The organism is Saccharopolyspora sp. NPDC002686, assembly GCF_040295745.1.
GTDB classification, from domain to species: Bacteria; Actinomycetota; Actinomycetes; order Mycobacteriales; family Pseudonocardiaceae; genus Saccharopolyspora; species Saccharopolyspora oryzae.
Window position 1 is genome coordinate 26049 of the sequence record NZ_JBEOVY010000014.1, and the last position, 17319, is coordinate 43367.

7 protein-coding genes are annotated in these 17319 nt (G+C 71.8%); all 7 read left to right on the forward strand.

The features are described 5' to 3' along the window. The first annotated feature begins 24 nt into the window (after positions 1-24). The 7 genes from ABTZ89_RS03640 to ABTZ89_RS03670 all read left to right on the forward strand — a co-directional run bounded on the left by ABTZ89_RS03640 (position 25) and on the right by ABTZ89_RS03670 (position 17194). Positions 25-3705: a beta-ketoacyl synthase N-terminal-like domain-containing protein gene (locus ABTZ89_RS03640; RefSeq protein ID WP_351039674.1), complete on the forward strand. Its 3681-nt coding sequence runs from the start codon at positions 25-27 to the stop codon at positions 3703-3705. A gap of 35 nt (positions 3706-3740) precedes the next feature. Then, entirely contained in the window at positions 3741-5159 is a 1419-nt protein-coding gene (locus tag ABTZ89_RS03645) for an SDR family NAD(P)-dependent oxidoreductase (protein ID WP_351039677.1), read from the forward strand. A gap of 108 nt (positions 5160-5267) precedes the next feature. Next, a complete protein-coding gene (locus ABTZ89_RS03650) occupies positions 5268-12161 on the forward strand; it encodes a beta-ketoacyl synthase N-terminal-like domain-containing protein (RefSeq protein ID WP_351039680.1) in 6894 nt (2297 codons plus the stop codon). Further along, complete coding sequence (locus ABTZ89_RS03655; protein ID WP_351039683.1) at positions 12161-13750, forward strand: PfaD family polyunsaturated fatty acid/polyketide biosynthesis protein; 1590 nt, start codon at positions 12161-12163, stop codon at positions 13748-13750. The genes ABTZ89_RS03650 and ABTZ89_RS03655 overlap by 1 nt, the downstream gene beginning before the upstream one ends. Then, on the forward strand, positions 13747-15495 hold the full coding sequence (locus tag ABTZ89_RS03660) for an acyl-CoA dehydrogenase family protein (RefSeq protein WP_351039686.1): 1749 nt from the start codon (positions 13747-13749) through the stop codon (positions 15493-15495). Before ABTZ89_RS03655 ends, ABTZ89_RS03660 begins: the two co-directional genes overlap by 4 nt. A 33-nt stretch (positions 15496-15528) precedes the next feature. Continuing rightward, on the forward strand, positions 15529-16353 hold the full coding sequence (locus tag ABTZ89_RS03665) for an acyl-CoA thioesterase (RefSeq protein ID WP_270952122.1): 825 nt from the start codon (positions 15529-15531) through the stop codon (positions 16351-16353). Continuing rightward, positions 16328-17194 carry a class I SAM-dependent methyltransferase gene (locus ABTZ89_RS03670; protein WP_351039690.1) on the forward strand — a complete coding sequence of 289 codons (867 nt, stop codon included), beginning with the start codon at positions 16328-16330 and terminating at the stop codon, positions 17192-17194. The genes ABTZ89_RS03665 and ABTZ89_RS03670 overlap by 26 nt, the downstream gene beginning before the upstream one ends. The last annotated feature ends 125 nt before the right edge of the window (positions 17195-17319 follow it).

Sequence of the window (17319 nt, forward strand, 5' to 3'; positions counted from 1 at the left end):
CAGAATCCACACGGGAGGCCGAGGATGACAACGACCGACCGAGAAGCTGCGAACTCCCGGCCGACCGACATCGCGATCGTCGGGCTCGGATCCCTGTTCCCGGAAGCGGCCGACCTCCGCCAGTTCTGGGCGAACGTCGTCGAAGCCAGGGACTGCATCCGGGACGTGCCGGAGACCCACTGGCGGATCGAGGACCACTACGACCCGGACCCCACCGCGCCGGACAAGACCTACGCCCGGCGCGGCGGGTTCGTGCCCACAGTGGACTTCGATCCGATGGAGTTCGGCCTGCCGCCGAACGTCCTCGAGGTCACCGACATCCTGCAGCTGCTCAGCCTCGTGGTGGCCAAGCAGACGTTGCAGGACGCCGACGTGCACGGCTCGCCCTGGTACGACTCGTCGCGCACCGGGGTGATCCTCGGGGTGACCGGCGCCAACTCGCTCACCCAGCCGCTCGCGCTGCGGTTGCAGACCCCGCGGCTGAAGGAAGTGGTGCGGTCCTGCGGGCTCAGCGAGCGGGACGCGGACGAGATCGCGAAGAAGTTCGTGATGGCGTTGGCGCCGTGGCAGGAGAACTCGTTCCCCGGCATGCTCGGCAACGTGGTCGCCGGGCGCATCGCGAACCGGTTCGACCTGGGCGGCACCAACTGCACGGTGGACGCCGCCTGCGCCAGTTCGCTCGCCGCGCTGCACATGGCCATCGGTGAGCTCGCCACCGGCCGCGCCGACCTGATGATCACGGGCGGCTGCGACGCCGAGAACACCATCCTGATGTACATGTGCTTCTCGAAAACCCCGGCGTTCTCCCGGAACGGGGTGGTCCGCCCGTTCGACGAGTCCGCGGACGGCACGCTCATCGGCGAGGGCATCGGGATGCTCGCGCTGAAGCGGCTGGCCGATGCCGAGCGCGACGGCGACCGGATCTACGGCGTGCTGCGCGGGGTCGGCAGCTCCAGCGACGGCCGGTTCAAGAGCATTTACGCCCCGCGCGCCGACGGCCAGGCCACGGCGCTGCGCCGGGCCTACGCGGAGGCCGGTTTCGGGCCGGAGCAGATCGGGCTGCTCGAATGCCACGCCACCGGCACCTCGGTCGGCGACCTGACCGAGCTCAAGGCGCTGGGGGAGGTGTTCGGCGAGGCCACCGACGAGCGGCAGTTCGCCGCGGTCGGATCGGTGAAGTCCCAGATCGGCCACACCAAGGGCGCCGCGGGCGCGGCCAGCCTGATCAAGGTGGCGTTGGCGCTGCACCACAAGGTGCTGCCCCCGACGATCAACGTGGACGCGCCGCGCGCCGCCGCCGAGCTGGAGTCCTCGCCGTTCTACGTCAACACGCAGACCAGGCCCTGGGTGGTGGATCCGGCCCGGCCGGTCCGGCGCGCGGCGGTGTCGGCCTTCGGGTTCGGGGGCACCAACTTCCACTGCGTGCTCGAGGAGCACCTCTCCGGCGACGACGAGCGCGAGGTGCTGCACCCGGTGGCGCAGGTGCACACCTGGCACGCCGAGAACCCGGCGGAGTTGCTGGCGTTGCTCGACAGCGGTGCCGAGCCGGTGTCCGGGCCGATACCCGCTGAGAACTGCCGGCTGGCAGTGGTTGCGGCGTCACCCGAGGAATGCGCCGAACTGCGCGACGCCGCGGCCGAGCGGCTGCGCGGGGCTCCTGACTCGGATGACTTCGAGCTCCCCGGCGGGGCGTACTACCGGCGCGCAGCGCAGTTGCGGGACGGCAAGGTCGCCGCGATGTTCGCGGGCCAGGGCAGCCAGTACGTCGGGATGGGGGCTGCCACCGCCATGTCGACGCCTCCGGTGCGGGCCGCGTTCGACAGCGCCGCCGCCGCGCACGAGGGCCCGGTTCCCCTCGGCAGGGTCGTCTTCCCGCCGCCGGCGTTCGACGACGCTGAGCGCCCTGCGCGCGAGGAAGCGTTGCGGCGCACCGAGAATGCCCAGCTCGCCATCGGTGCTCTCGCAGCGGGGCAGTACCGGTACCTCGCGGACTCCGGCTTCGCCCCGGACGGCGCGCTCGGCCACAGCTTCGGTGAGCTCACCGCGCTCTGGGCGGCCGGCAGCCTCTCCGACGCGGAGTTCTACTCGCTGGCCGGTGCGCGGGGCCGGTCGATGGCCCGCCTGCCGGATCCCGACGCCGACCCCGGCGGCATGGCGGCGATCAGCGCGACGACGGCGCAGGTCGAGGAGCTGCTGGGCGATCGCGACGACGTCGTGGTGTGCAACGTCAACGCGCCGGACCAGGTGGTGGTCGGCGGGGCGACCGAGGCCGTGCGGGAGTTCGTCGCGGAGTGCCGGTCCGCGGGCGTGTCGGCGTCCCCGCTGCCGGTCGCGGCCGCGTTCCACACGAAGCACGTGGCGCACGCCCTGGAGGAGTTCGGTGCCGCCGCGGCCGAAGTGAGCGTGCTGCCACCGAAGATCCCGGTGTACGCGAACACCGCGGGCGCCGGATACCGCGACGACAGCAGCGAGAACCGGCGCGTCCTGGTGCAGCAGCTCGCCGAACCCGTGCAGTTCGGGCCGTCCGTCGAGCAGATGTACGCCGACGGGTTCCGGGTCTTCGTCGAGTTCGGGCCGAAGTCCGCGCTGTCCGGGCTCGTCCGGCGGACCTTGGCGGACCGCCCGGACGTGATCGTGCTCGCCGCGGACCCCGGTCCGGGCCGGGACGGGGACCGCGCGCTCAAGCAGCTGGCCGCCAGGCTGACCGTGCTGGGGGTGCCGCTGACCGGATTGAACCGCTTTGCCGCCGAGCCCGCGCCGGAGGAGTCGGAGAAGAAGATGAGCATCCCGCTGAACGGAGTCAACTACGTGCCGGAAGAGCGCCGTCGCAACTACCAGGAGGCGCTGGAGAACGGCTACCGCGTCGACCACGCCGAACCCCCCGCCGCGCAGCCGAGCCCCCAGCCGCTGACCAACGGCAGCGGTTCGTCGAACGGGAACGGTGCGGCGCCCAGGTACGCCGCAGGCCCGATCGCCGCCGACCACCTCGACAGCCACCGCGTCTACCTGGACAGCCAGCTCGCCATCGCGCACCAGCTCAGCGGTCTGCTGGCGCGCGAGGCCGAGGGCTCGGTGCGGGACTCGGTTCTCGACGCGATCCGCGCTGTGACCCAGCACGGCGTGTCCATCGGGCAGAGCCACCAGCGGGCCAGCGAGGTGCTGGGTGAACTGGCGCGCTTGGAGGCGGGCTTGCCGTCCGCAGCGCCCACGTCGTGGATTCCGGCCGACCCGGCGCCCGCACCGGAACCGCTCCGGTGGACCGCGCACCTCGAGACGCCGCCTGCGGCCGACGGGAACGGCGCGGTGGCGTTGCTGGGCGGGCAGCCGGAACCCGCGGCGCCCGCCGAGATCGGTCGGCAACCGGAACCGGCCGGACCGCCGGCCGCACCGGAACCGGCCCCGGCTGCTCCGGCGCTGGATCGCGATGCCGTGCGCGACGCGGTGCTCGCGGTGGTCGCGGAGAAGACCGGCTACCCCAGCGACATGCTCGACCTCACCATGGACGTCGAGTCCGACCTGGGCATCGACTCGATCAAGCGGGTGGAGATCATGGGCGTGCTGGGCGAGCGGTTCCCGAACGTGCGGGAGCCCAGCCCGGAGATGCTGGGCGAGCTGCGCACCCTCGGCGACATCGTCGGATTCCTGGCCGGGGAGACCGCGCCGGGCGGCCCGGCCGAGGAGGTGGCCGCGGCCCCAAAAGCCTGATCTGGCAGCTGCCCGCGAGGTTGTCCCGGCTCTCGATGCCCGAGCCGGCCGGGTCGCCGTACCGGGACCGCCCCACCGCGGTGATCGCTGGGAGCACCAGCGCCTTCGCGGACGCGCTCGCGTCCCGGCTGCGCGGTGCCGGGTGGGTCGTGCAGGACGGATCGGCTCCTCGCGAGGACCTCGACCTCGTCCTGTGGGTGGCCGACGAGGCAGCGCCGGACTGGGACTCGGCGGCCGGTGCGCTGCGCGACGCGCTCCTGCTGGCCGGTGATGTGCAACCGGGGCTGGAGCGCACCGCTGCGGACGCGCGGGCGGCTTTCGTCGCGGTGACCCGCCTGGACGGGATCCTCGGGTACTCCGGGGTGGACCTCGAGAGCGCGGTGACCGGCGGGCTGCCGGGTCTGGTCAAGACCTTAGCGGCGGAGGCTCCCGCGGTCTTCTGCCGCGCGATCGACCTGCACCCGGACCTCGCCGCGCAGCGGTGCGTCGAGCTGGTATTGGCCGATCTGTCCGATGTGGACAGAGGGCTGCACCAGGTCGGCTACGACGCCGAGGGTGTCCGCAGGACCGTCGTGCGCGGTTCGGAGCCCGGCGCGGACCCGGAACTTCCCGCGTGCGCGCCGATCGCGCCGCCGGGACCCGACGACCTCCTGGTGGTCTCCGGTGGCGGGCGAGGCGTGACGGCCGAATGCGCGATCGGCTTGGCCCGCCGCTTCGGCACCGGTCTGCTGCTGCTCGGCCGCACTCCGCTCGACGCGGACGAGCCGACCTGGGCCAGCGGTGTCCCGGAATCCCAGCTGAAGGCGGCGATCGCGGCGCGGCTGCGGGAGGACGGCGGCAAACCGACGCCGCGCGATGTGCAGCCGGTGTACCAAAAGCTCGTGGCACAGCGCGAGATCCGCCGTACGCTGAGCGCCGTCCGGGAGGCGGGAGCGTTCGTCGAGTACCTGACCGTTGATGTCGCCGACTCCGATGCCGTCAGCGCGGCGCTCGCCGAGCACCGCGACCGGATCACCGGTGTCGTGCACGGTGCGGGCGCGCTCTCCGATCGGTTGCTCGTGGACAAGACCGCAGCGGACGTCGACGCGGTGTTCGCGCCGAAGCTGTCCGGGCTGCGTTCGTTGCTCCGCGCGGTGGACCAGGACCGGATCCGCCACGTGCTGCTGTTCTCCTCGGTGGCCGGGTTCTTCGGCAACCGCGGGCAGTCCGACTACGCGATGGCCAACGAGTCGTTGAACCGGCTGGCCTGCACGCTGTCCCGCGACCTGCCTGCGGCCAACGTGGCCTCGCTGAACTGGGGTCCGTGGGCCGGCGGCATGGTGACCCCGGAACTGGCGCGGATGTTCCGGGAACGGGGCCTGGAGCCGATCCCGGTCGACACCGGCGTCCAGATCGTCGTCGACCACTTCGCGGCCGACCAGCCGGAGGCGGTGGTCTCGGTCGTCGCCAGCTAGCGGAGCTGTTCCAGCGCGCACATCCGTCCACATGGGACCGGACCGGGAGCCGCGGTCGAGACCGCAACTCCCGGCCGGTCCAGCCGAGCCGAATGCGGAGCTACGTCCATGATCAACACTCCGATCGCGATCGTCGGCATGTCCTGCCTCGTCCCCGGGGCGGAGAGCCCCGACGAGCTGTGGACGTGCCTGCGCAACGAGGCCGATCACCGGTCCGACGGCGGCCCGGAGCACTTCGGGGACGGCGCGGCGGTCCCCGGCGGCTGGGGCGACCCGAGCCACCACATCACGTCCACCGTCGGCGGATTCGTCCGCGAGCCCGAGATCGACCTGACCGGTCTGGGCATCCCGGCCGAGGACCTCGCCGGGATGGATCGCGTCGTGCGCTGGCCGCTGCACACCGCGCGTCGTGCGCTGGCCGACGCCGGACTGGACGTCGCCGCGCTGCCCGCTCGCACCGGGTTCGTGCTCGGCAACTACTCGTTCCCCACCGAGCTGTCCACCCGGCTCGCGGTGCCGCTGGTGCGGCAGGCGGTGAACGACGGCCTGCGCGCTGCCGGACTGGAAGTCCCACCGGCCCCCGCCGAACAGGACGTCGCCGCCGGCAACATCTGGCCGTCCGGCCTGCCCACCGGGGTGATCGGCGACGCGCTGGGGCTCCGGGGTCCGCGGCTCGCACTGGACGCCGCCTGCGCGTCCGCGCTCTACGGGCTGGCGGTGGCCAGGGACCAGCTCGCCACCGGCAACGCCGACGTGATGCTCGCCGGTGCCGTGTGCGCGCCGGACTCGGTGACGCTGCACCTGGCGTTCTCGGACCTCCAGGCGCTCGCGACCGACGGCGAGGTCAGCCAGCCGTTCGACGAGCGCTCCGCCGGGATCATCGTCGGGCAGGGCGCCGGGATGTTCGTGCTCAAGCGGCTTTCCGACGCGTTGCGGGACGGCGACCGGGTGCACGCCGTGATCGACGCCATCGGCCTCGGCAACGACGGCGCGGGCAAGCACCTGCTCGTGCCGAACAAGGCCGGGCACCTGGAGGCGTACCGGCAGGCCTACCGCGACATCGATCCAGCCACCGTCGACTACGTCGAGTGCCACGCCACCGGAACTCCGCTCGGCGATGGCACGGAACTGGTCGGGCTGGCCGAGTTCTTCGCCGACCACGGCGGCCCGCCGCTGCTCGGCTCGATGAAGGGCAACGTCGGACACCTGCTCAGCGCGGCCGGACTGGCGAGCGTGGTGAAGGCCATCATGGCGATGCGGCACGGCATCATCCCGGCCACTCCGGGCGTGGGGCAGCCGTTGTCGCCGGAGGGCGGTGAACCGGCGGCCGAGCGCGTCGTGCGCGAAGAACGCGCCTGGCCGACCGACGGGCCGCGCCGGGTGGGCGTGTCCAGCTTCGGCTTCGGCGGGGCCAATGCGCACGTGGTGCTTTCCGAAGCGCCTGCGGAACAACCGCCGACCGCCGAGGTGCGGATCCCGCGGATGGCGGTGACCGGCGTCGGGGTCAAGGTGGGCGATGTCGACGACGTCGACGCGCTCGAACGCGTCGTCCGCTCGGGCGAGCCGGTCCTGCGATCGCTGCCGGAGGGCCGCTGGTACGCGGACCTGCAGCCAGCGCCGGTCGGTGGCTACCTGGAGCGCATCGAGGTCGATCCGCGGGCCTACCGGCTGCTGCCCGCCGAACTCGCCGGTTCGAACCCGCAACACCTGGCCCTGTTCCAAGCGATGGAGGCGGCACTGCTCGACGCCGGTCTCCCGGCGGTCCCGCCCGGCGCCCGGACGGAACCGCCCGCGCGGGTCGCGGTGGTCGTCGCGATGGAGATGGAGCCGCGGGCCCACCAGCACCGGGCCCGCTTCGACATCGGTGCGCACGTGCGCGCGGAATGCGATCGCGCCGGGGTCCGGCTCGGGGCCGATGCGCTGGACCAGCTGGTGGCGGCGGTCCGCGACGCGGTGCACGATCCGCTCGGCGCCAACGAGGTGCTGAGCTACATCGGCAACATCATGGCCAGCCGGATCTCGGCGTCCCGGAACTTCAGCGGCCCCTCCTTCACGATCTCCTCCGACGGCACGGCAGGCGCCGCCGCGCTCGAAGTGGCCGGTCTGCTGCTGCTGGACCCCAGCATCGAGAAGGTCGTGGTCGGCGGTGTCGACCTGGCCGGGGGGATGGAGAACACGCTGGCCCGGTCGCGGCTCGCGGCTGAGGACGGCGTCGAGCTCGCGCCGCTCGGCGACGGCGCCGCCGCGGTGGTGCTCACCAGGGCCGATGATCTGGCGCGTGCTTACGCGACGATCGAGTCCGTCGCGCTGCGGCACGGCACCGACGCCGGTGCCGACGCGGCGCGCGCGGCCCTCGCCGGTGCCGGTGTGACCGGGGCCGACGTCGACTACCTGGAACTGGCCGGTGGCACCGAAGCAGCGCGTCGGCTCGAATTGCGGCAGCTGTCGACCGCGTACCGCGCTGAGCAGGACCCGCACTCCTGCGCGGTCGGCGGCCTGGCACCGCTGGTGAGCGACACGCAGCGGTGCTCGGCATTGCTGTCCCTGGTCAAGGTCGCCCTGTGCCACTACCGCGCCGACCTGCCGCCGACCCCCTTCGACGGCGCCGATCTGTCCGAATTGGACGGTGCGCCGTTCTGCCGCCTGGAGGCACCGCAGCCGTGGCTGAGCCGGCACCAGGACCGGCCGAGGTACGCGGCGATCAGCTCCACCGACACCGGGAGCGCTGCCCACGTGGTGGTCGCCAGCGCGGACACCGCCGGTGCGACGCATCAGGTGACGTGGGACGAAGGCATCGGAGCCGTGCTGCTGCCGCTGGACGGCGACGACGGCGAGGAGCTCGCCGAGCAGGCACGCGAGTGCCTGGCCGAACTGGACTCCGGCCGGGACCTCCGCGCCTTGGCGGGGGAGCGCTGGTCGGACCGTCAGCCCGCGCGCTGCACCGCCGTCCTGGTGGCGATGGACGAAGCCGGCATGCGGGTCGAGCTCGAAGCGGCGCAGCGGGGCTTGCCGCAGACGGTCGCCGAGGGCGGCGAGTGGGCGACCCCGTCCGGCAGCTTCTGCACGGCACGCCCGATCGGCCCCGGGCGGATCGCCTTCGTCTACCCGGGTGCGTTCACCGCGTACCCCGGCGTCGCGCGGGACCTCTTCCGGCTATTCCCGGAAACCCTGGCGCTGTTCGAGGAGAACGCCGAAGAGCCTGCGCACCGGTTCCGGCACCGGGCCCTGTACCCCCGGGCGGTCGGCGGCCTGGACCGGCGGGCGTTGCTGCGGCACGAGGCCGACCTGCTCGACGACACGCCCTCCATGCTCATCGCCGGGAGCAATCTCGCCGTCGTGCACACCCAGGTGCTGCGGGACGTGCTCGGCATCGAGCCGGACGGGGCCTTCGGGTACAGCCTGGGCGAGGGCAGCATGCTCGCGGCCACCGGCGTCTGGCAGAACTCGCCCGCCAACGACGCGGCGATCATGAGCACCCAGCTGTTCCAGCAGGAGCTGGTCGGGCCGAAGCGCATGGTGCGCGAGACCTGGGGCGTGCCCGACGACGTCCCGGACCAGGCGTTGTGGTCCACGCACGTCCTGCTCGCGGGTGCGGACCGGGTGCGCGAGGCGATGCGGGGCCTCGAGCGGGTGTTCCTCACGCACGTCAACGCGCCGGGAGAAGTGGTCGTCGCGGGCGCGCCGGAGGTATGCCGCGAACTGATCGCGCGGGTCGGCTGCCAGTCCGCCAAGGCCCCGGCCAACCACGTGCTGCACTGCTCGCTGGTGGACCCCGCCATGCCGGAGCTGACCTCGCTGGCCGACTACCCGCTGGGCACCCCGCCGGCCGGGGTCGAACTGCTGACCGCCTACGACTACGGGGACGTCGACACCGACGACACCTCCGGCCTGGCCGGGCGGGTTTCCGCGACGCTGAGCCGAACGCTCGACTTCGAGCGGCTCACCCGCGTCGCCTACGACCGAGGGTTCCGGTTCTTCGTCGAAGTCGGGCCGAACGCGACTTGCACGCGCTGGATCGGCCAGACCCTCGGCTCGCAGCCGCACCTGGCGGTGTCGATCGACCGCCGCGGCATGTCGACCGGAACCGCGCTGCCGATGGCGCTGGCCAGGCTGATCAGCCACGGCATGCGGATCGACATGACCCGGCTGCTCGGCGTGCCGGAGGCGCCCGAGCGCCGGCTGGTGCAAACCGTGCGGTGGGCGGACCCGGGCGCGGAGCGCGTGCGCCGGGGCGCGGTCGCCGCACTGGCTGGAGCCGGGGGAGAGCAGGCCCCCGAGCCGCCGTCGGAGCGGATCGAGTTCGACGGCGGGCCGTTGGTGCCCTTCGTGCCGAGCTTGGGCGAGCCCGAGGCCGCAGTCGTGAGCGGTTCGGGGCGTGATGGCACCCCGAACCACTCACGACCGGCGGAGGACCCCGGGAAGCCGTTGCCGAGCAGCGAACTCGCGATCCCAGCCGTTGCGCCTGCGGTGTCCGAGCAGCGCGAGGTGCGGCCGTTGGCCGTGCTGTCCAGCACCATCGCGCAAGCCCACCAGGCGGTGCTGCGCACGCAGGCCACCATGCAGCAGATCGCCTTGGCCCGGTTGGCAGAGCCACCGGTCGACGAGCCGAACGTGCTGTGGGACGAGCGCGACCTGGTCGAGTTCGCCGAGGGCGACGTGGCCGCGGTGTTCGGCCCGTGGGCCGCCGAGATCGACGCCCTCCCGCGCCGCGTGCGGCTGCCCGCACCGCCGTTCCTGTTCACCACGCGGGTCGTCGCGCTGGAGAAGTCCGGGACGCCGAAGATCAGCACCGAGTACGACGTCCCGGCCGGCGCGTGGTTCACCGTCGACGGTCAGGTTCCCGGCGTGGTGACCGTTGAGGCGGGCCAGTGCGTGCTGCTGCTGGCGTCCTACCTGGGTGTCGACCTGCGGCACGGCGGTACCCGGAAGTACCGGCTGCTGGACAGCGCGATGGTGTTCCACGGCGACCTGCCGCGCGAGGGGCAGACGCTGCGCTACGACATCTCCATCGACCGCATGGTCTGGAACGACGAGCGGCTGATCTTCTTCTTCAGCTACCGCTGCTACGCGGACGGCGAGCTGATCCTGGAGCTGATGGACGGCTGCGGCGGGTTCTTCACCGACGAAGAACTGGCGGCCTCCCCGGGCGTGATGATGCCGGACCCGACCAGGACGCGCCGCGGTGAGCCGGTGCGGCGGCGGTTCAAACCGCTGGCCCGCACCGACCGGACCCAGCTGTCCAAAGAGGACCTGGCGAAGCTGGCGGCCGGGGATCTCGCTGGTGTCTTCGGCGCGGCGTGGGACCAGCGCGCCGACGGGTGCAACCCGTCGGTGCGGTTGCCCGGCGAAGCCATGAGCATGATCGACGAGGTCGTGCGCATCGACCGGCTCGGCGGCCCGTGCGGGCTCGGCGAACTGGAAGCGGTGCAGCACATCGACCCGGACGACTGGTTCTTCCGGTGCCACTTCGTCGGCGACCCGGTGCTGCCGGGGTCGCTGATCGGCGAGGGCGGCACCCAGCTGCTCCAGGTGTTCGCCATGTACCTGGGCCTGCACCTGGTGTTCCCGGACGCCGAGTTCCAACCCGTCCCGGAGCTGCGCACCGAGTTCAAGGTCCGCAGCCAGGTGACGCCCGGAACGCCGAACATCCGGTACCACGCCGAGATCACCGAGATCACCCTGCTGCCGCGGCCCACCGTGATCGCCGACATCACGGTCTACCAGGGCGACAAGCCGATCATGGTGATGAACGACTTCGGCATCCAGGTGCGGGAGAAGCCGGGCACCCCGTACCGGCCGGAACGCGGCGGGATCCCGCCGTTCCTCGGCCGCCGCAACCACCACGGCGAGCCGGTCATCATGAACGAGTTCCACGCCGCGCACGCCGCCAAGGGCGACCTGGCCACCGCGATGGGACCGGAGTTCGAGATCTACCGCGGTCGCCGCGCCCCCTACATCCCCAACGGCGACTTCCTGTTCACCGACCGCATGCTGCGGCTGGAGGGCACCCGGGGAGTCCTGAAACCCGGCGCGAAGCTGGTGACCGAGTACGACGCGCCAGGGGAGGACTGGTACTTCACCGAGAACTCCTCCCCGCACATGCCGAACTGCGTGTTCATGGAGACCTCGCTGCAGTCGGCCATCCTGCTCGGCTACTACCTGGGCCCGACGCTGCGCGATCCGGGCACCGACTACGGCATCCGCAACCTCGACGGCAAGGCCACGCTGGTCGCCGACGTCGACCTGCGGGACCGGACGATCCGGCAGGAGTCCGTGCTGCTGTCCAGCCACGCCATGCCGGGCGCGATCATCCAGAGCTTCCGGTACACCCTCGAAGTCGACGGCCGGACCTGCTACGTCGGCGAGTCCACCTACGGCTACTTCAGCGAGCAGGCGCTGGCGAACCAGGTCGGGCTCGACGGCGGTGAGCACGTGCCGAGCTGGCTGGAGGCGCAGGAGGTCGAGCCGAGCCGGGTCCGCACCCTGCCGGTGCGCTCCGACGACCGGTGGTTCCAGCCGCAGCCCGGCACCGGCCTGCGGCTGGCCGACGGGCACCTGCGGCTGGTGGATTCGGTCGACGTCGTGGCCGACGGCGGCCGGCACGGCCTGGGCTACGTGCGCGGTCAGCGGCGGATCGACCCGGCCGACTGGTACTTCGACTGCCACTTCCACCTGGATCCGGTGATGCCGGGCTCGCTGGGCGTGGAGTCGATCATCCAGGCGCTGCAGGTGTTCGTGATCGACGAGGGGCTGGCCGACGACCTGGGGGCCGCCGCCTTCGCGATGGCCACCGACGTCGAGCTGACCTGGAAGTACCGCGGGCAGGTCTCGCGGACCGACCCGGAGATGTCGTTCGAGGCGCACGTCACCGAGATCCGCCGCGAGGCCGACCGGGTGGTGGTGATCGCCGACGCGAGCGTCTGGAAGTCCGGGCTGCGGATCTACCAGCTCGGCGGGGTCGCGGTGGAAGCACGGCGGGCGTCCGATGTGGAGGGGTCCTGATGTCGATCACGGCGAACGGCTCGGCTGCTGTGCATCCGGTGCACGGTGTGCGCACCGAGCCCGACGGCATTCGCGGCGTCCTGAACCGGTTGGAGTCGCCGTGCTTCGCGGTGGAGACCGAGCGGGGGATCGGCGTCACCAACGAGCAGCCGCAGCCGGGCGCGCGGATCCTCGCCGCGGTCGGACCGCTGCCGCCGCAGCGGCTGGGATCGGCCCGGTTCCGCGCCCACCACGGCGTGAGCTTCGCCTGCATGAGCGGTGCGATGGCCAACGGCGTCGCGTCCGAGGAACTCGTCATCGCGATGGCACGGGCTGGATTCCTCGGTTCGTTCGGTTCGGCCGGTCTGCTGCCGGACCGGATCGACACCGCTCTGCGCAGGTTCGCGCGGGAGATCCCCGGAAAACCGTTCGCCGCCAACCTGATCCACAGCCCGAGCGAGGACGCCCTGGAGCGCGGCACCGTCGAGCTCTACCTCCAGCACGGGGTGCGATGCGTGGAAGCGTCGGCGTTCATGGACCTCACGCCGAGCATCGTGCGGTACCGCCTGGCGGGGTTGGTCCGGGGAGATCGAGGCGAGCCGGTCGTCGCCAACCGGGTGATCGCCAAGGTCTCCCGGCCGGAGGTCGCCGCCAAGTTCATGCGCCCGGCTCCGGAGAAGCTGGTGTCCGCGCTGCTGCGGGAGGGGCTGATCACTGCCGAGCAGGCCGAGTGGTCCCGCACCGTGCCGATGGTCGATGACATCACCGTGGAGGCCGACTCCGGCGGGCACACCGACCGCCGACCGCTGTCCGCGCTGTTCCCGGTGATCGCCGGGCTGCGTGACGAGGTGTGCCGCGAGTACCGCCGCCCGGTCGAGATCCGGGTCGGAGCGGCCGGCGGGATCGGCACCCCGGAGGCCATCTCGGCGGCGCTGAGCCTGGGTGCCGACTACGTGGTGACCGGCTCGGTCAACCAGTCCTGCGTGGAGTCCGGCATCTCACCAGCGGCGCGCGAACTCCTCGCCGCGGCGACGATCAGCGACTGCGAGATGGCGCCCGCCGCGGACATGTTCGAGCTCGGCGTCGACGTGCAGACCCTCAAGAAGGGCACCATGTTCCCGATGCGGGCGCGGCGGCTCTACGAGCTCTACCGGACCTGCGGCGGGTTGGACGAGATCCCCGACGAGGAGCGGAACCGGCTGGAGAAGCAGGTGTTCCGGCGCTCCTTCGACGAGATCTGGTCCGACGTGGTGGGTTTCTTCGACAGCCGGGACCCGGCGCAGGTGCAGCGCGCCGCCGACGACCCCAAGCGCCGGATGGCCCTGGTCTTCCGGTGGTACCTCGGGATGTCCTCGGCGTGGGCGACCGGCGGGCAGCAGGACCGGACCATCGACTACCAGATCTGGTGCGGGCCCGCGATGGGGGCGTTCAACGACTGGGTGCGCGGTAGCCACCTGGAGCCCGCGGTGGACCGGCACGTCGCCGACGTCTCGCAGCAGCTGATGCGGGGCGCGGCCTTCGCTGAAAGGGTGCACCAGCTCGGTGTTTCCGGAATCCGGCTGCCGAACAGCTGCACCCGCTACCGGCCGCTTCCCGGAGGTGCGCGATGACGGTGCTGGACGACGTGGTCGCCACCTATCCGGCCGCGGTGGAGTTGGAGCGGCTGCTCGGCGATCCGCGCGATCCGACCAACCCGTTCGGGTTCGGGGCGGTCGTGGAGCGGGACGGCGCTGCGCTGTTCCCCCAAGCCTTCGCGGCCGAACTGGCCCCGCACCTCGGTCTCTCGTTCGTCCCGCCGGAAGACGGCGGCGATCTGTCCACAATGGATGAGACGTTGACCCTGGCGCGGCTGGTCTCGCGGCGGGACGGCGCCGCGATGCCGGCCACCATGTTCAGTGTCACCGGCGCGGGCTGCGTCCTGCTCGCGGGCGACGCGGGGCAGCGGGAGCGGGTCGTGCGGCTGCTGGCCGCGGGCGGGGTCATCGGCTTCGCCATGGCGGAGTCCGAGCACGGAAGCGACCTGCTGGCCAACGAATGCCGGTTGGACCCCGACGATTCCGGCGGTTTCCGGCTCAACGGCCGGAAGTGGCTGGTCGGCATCGGTGACCGGTGCGATGCGCTGGTCGTCGTCGCGCGCACCGGCGGTCGCGGTCCGGCGGCGTTCACCGCGGTGCTGCTCGAGGGCGAGCAGTTGGCCGCAGTCCGGCGCGATCAGGCGCGGCGCACCAGCGGCCTGCGTGGCATCGACTCGACGAGCGTGTCCTTCGACGACGTCGAGGTCCCGGCCGACTGCGTGCTCGGCGGCGTCGGTCGCGGAGTGGAGATCGCCCTGAAGGTCATGCAGCTCGTGCGGGTCCTGAGTACGGCGGCCAACCTGGGATGCGCCGACACCGGATTGCGGCTGGCGATGGACTTCGCCGGTGAGCACGTGTTCGGCGGCCGGGTGCTCGCCGAACACGCGCAGCCGCGACGTGTTCTCGCGACCGCCGCCGCGATGCTGTTCGCCTGCGATGCCGTTGCGCTGCCGGCGTCGCGTGCGATGCACACGCTGCCAGCGGCGCAGTGCCTCTGGTCGGGAATCGCGAAACGGGTGGCCACCGACCTGTCGGCGGAGATCTTCGCGCTCTGCGCGGACGTCCTGGGGGCCAGGAGCCTGCTGCACGACGGGCCGTTCGCGGCCTTCGACGTCGCGCGCCGGGACAACGCGGTGGTCCGCCACATCGACACGGCACCGGACGCGAACCTGTGGTCGATCGCGACGCTGGTCGCCCAGTTCCCCGAATCCCCGCCGGAGATGGAGGTTCCGGAGGAGGTGGCCGCCACCTTCCGGTTGGGCGATCCGCTGCGACCGGTGCGCTTCGGGGAGCTGGACCTCGCGCTGCGCGGGATGGACCCGGTCACCGCCGGGTTCTTCGGGATCTCCGCTGCGGTGATCGCCGAACTGGGTACCGGATCCGCTGCGGCCGCGAGGGTCAAGCGAGTCGATGCGCGGTTGAGAGCCGTGATCCGCGCGATGCACCGGGTGCGGGCGCGGGGCGTGGCGGGGGATCCGGCGCGGTGGGACCTGGCTGTGCGTTTCTGCTGGCTGCACGCGGCGGCGAGTTCCGTCTGCTTGTGGTGGTTCAACCGGGAGCGCCGTTTGTATAGTCTGCCCGCGGGTTCCGCTGGCTGGTTGTCGGCAGTGCTGTCCGTTCTGCTGGACCGGGCCGGCGATCGAACGCCGAGGCTCGACGCGCACGACACGACCGGGACGTACACCCTGGCCGAAACCCTGCACACCGCGAACAAGCTGTTCAGCGCGGTTCCGGTCGCCCTCGCTCCACCGCGACCGGTGTGCTCGACGGATGGGAAGTGAGACGCAGCTGTGAACGCCGAATCGCATCCACTGGTGAAGTCGAGCGGAGCGGTCCGCGAAGGTCCCGGCCGCTGGGAGGTCGAGGTGCCGCGCTCGTGGTGGGCGTGGCTCGGACCGCAGGGCGGACTGCTCAACGCCCTGGCAGCGCAGGCCGCCGCCGACCTGGTCGAGGATGCGGCGGCGCCGCGTGCGACGCACGCCCAGTTCCTGCGCAGCCCGTCGGAGGCGCCGATCGAGTTCGTCGCGACCCTGGAACGCGCCGGTCGCACCAGCCAGTTCGTCACCGTGCGCGGGATCCAGGAGGGCACCCCGGTCCTGCTGGCCTCCTTCGTGTTCGCGCGGAGCACCGACCGTTCCCCGGTCGAGCAGCGCGTCGAGGCGCCCGAGGTGCCGAGCCCCGAGGACAGCCTGGAAATCGAGTTCCCGCTCGAGCTGGTGCCGTTCGGCCAGCAGTTCGTCATCCGGTACGGCAGCGGCGGCATTCCGATGGCCGGATCGGCGGATTCGGAGATGGCGTACTGGTTCCGGCTGCAGCCGGACGTGCCCGCCGACGCCCTGGTCGCGATCGTGCTGGCCGACGTGATGCCGCCGGGGATCTACCCCCTGCTGACCGAACCGGCGCCGATCGTGTCCGCCGAGCTGTCCGTGCACCTGCACGTCGACCTGGCCGCCCAGCCGGTCGACGACGACGTCCTGGTGGTCCAGCGCAACGTCAGCAACGGGCAGGGCTGGTGCGTCGACGAAGCCGACCTGTGGGACCGCAACGGGCTCCTGCTCGCCCAGTCCCGCCAGCTGCGCCGAGTCCTGAACAACGACAACGGAGGAGACCAGGGTGAGCGAGTCGAGGACGAGAGTTGATCTGGCGGGCGTTCCGGAGACCTTGCTCTGGCCGCTGTACTGCCGAGCGGCGGAGTCCCGGCGCCCGGACGCGCTGATCTCGGACCCCAAGTCGGTGGCCATCGCCGACTCCATCGACTACCCCTTCGAGGAGCACTTCGGGCGCCCGCACATCGCGCTCGCGCTCCGGGCGATGTGCTTCGACGACCAGATCCGGAAGTTCCTGGCGACCCACCCCGACGGCACCGTGGTGGCGCTCGGCGACGGCCTGGAAACCCAGTTCTGGCGGGTGGACAACGGCCGGGTCCGCTGGTTGTCGGTGGACCTGGAGGAGACCATGCAGGTCCGCCGCAAGTACTTGCCGGACACCGACCGGCTGCGCAACCTGTCCTGCTCGGCGCTCGACGAGGCGTGGATGGACGAGGTCGATCCGGCGGCCGGGCTGTTCATCAGCGTCCAGGGCCTGCTGATGTACCTCGAGGAAGCGGAGGCGTGGGGCCTGATCCGCAAGTGCGCGGAGCGCTTCCCGGGCGCGTGGCTGATGTTCGACGCGATGCCGGCCTGGCTGACCCGCCAGACCTCCGGTGGCAGCTGGCTGGACGTCCTGATGATGCGCGGCCGCAAGGAGCGCACCGAGGACAAGTACAAGCTGCCGCCGCTGCGCTGGGGAGAAAGCGTCGACCGGTTGCGCAAGCGGCTGTTCGCCCTGCACCCGGCGGTGGCGGAAGTGCAGGACGTGGGCTACCCGCCGGGGCGCGGCCTGACCTTCCGGTTCCTGAACCCGTACATGGGCAGCGCCCTGCCGATCCGGAACCTCCGCCCGAACAACACCCTGGTCCGCTTCGCCGCGACCGACGGCTGATCCGCTCGCGTTCGTTTGGGGCGGTGAATGCGCCCCAAACCAAGCACAATCATTTAATACCCGGTAATTGTATCGGATTTATTTGAACATTGTTTAGATTATAAGCGGTAGCAGGTACTACGGTT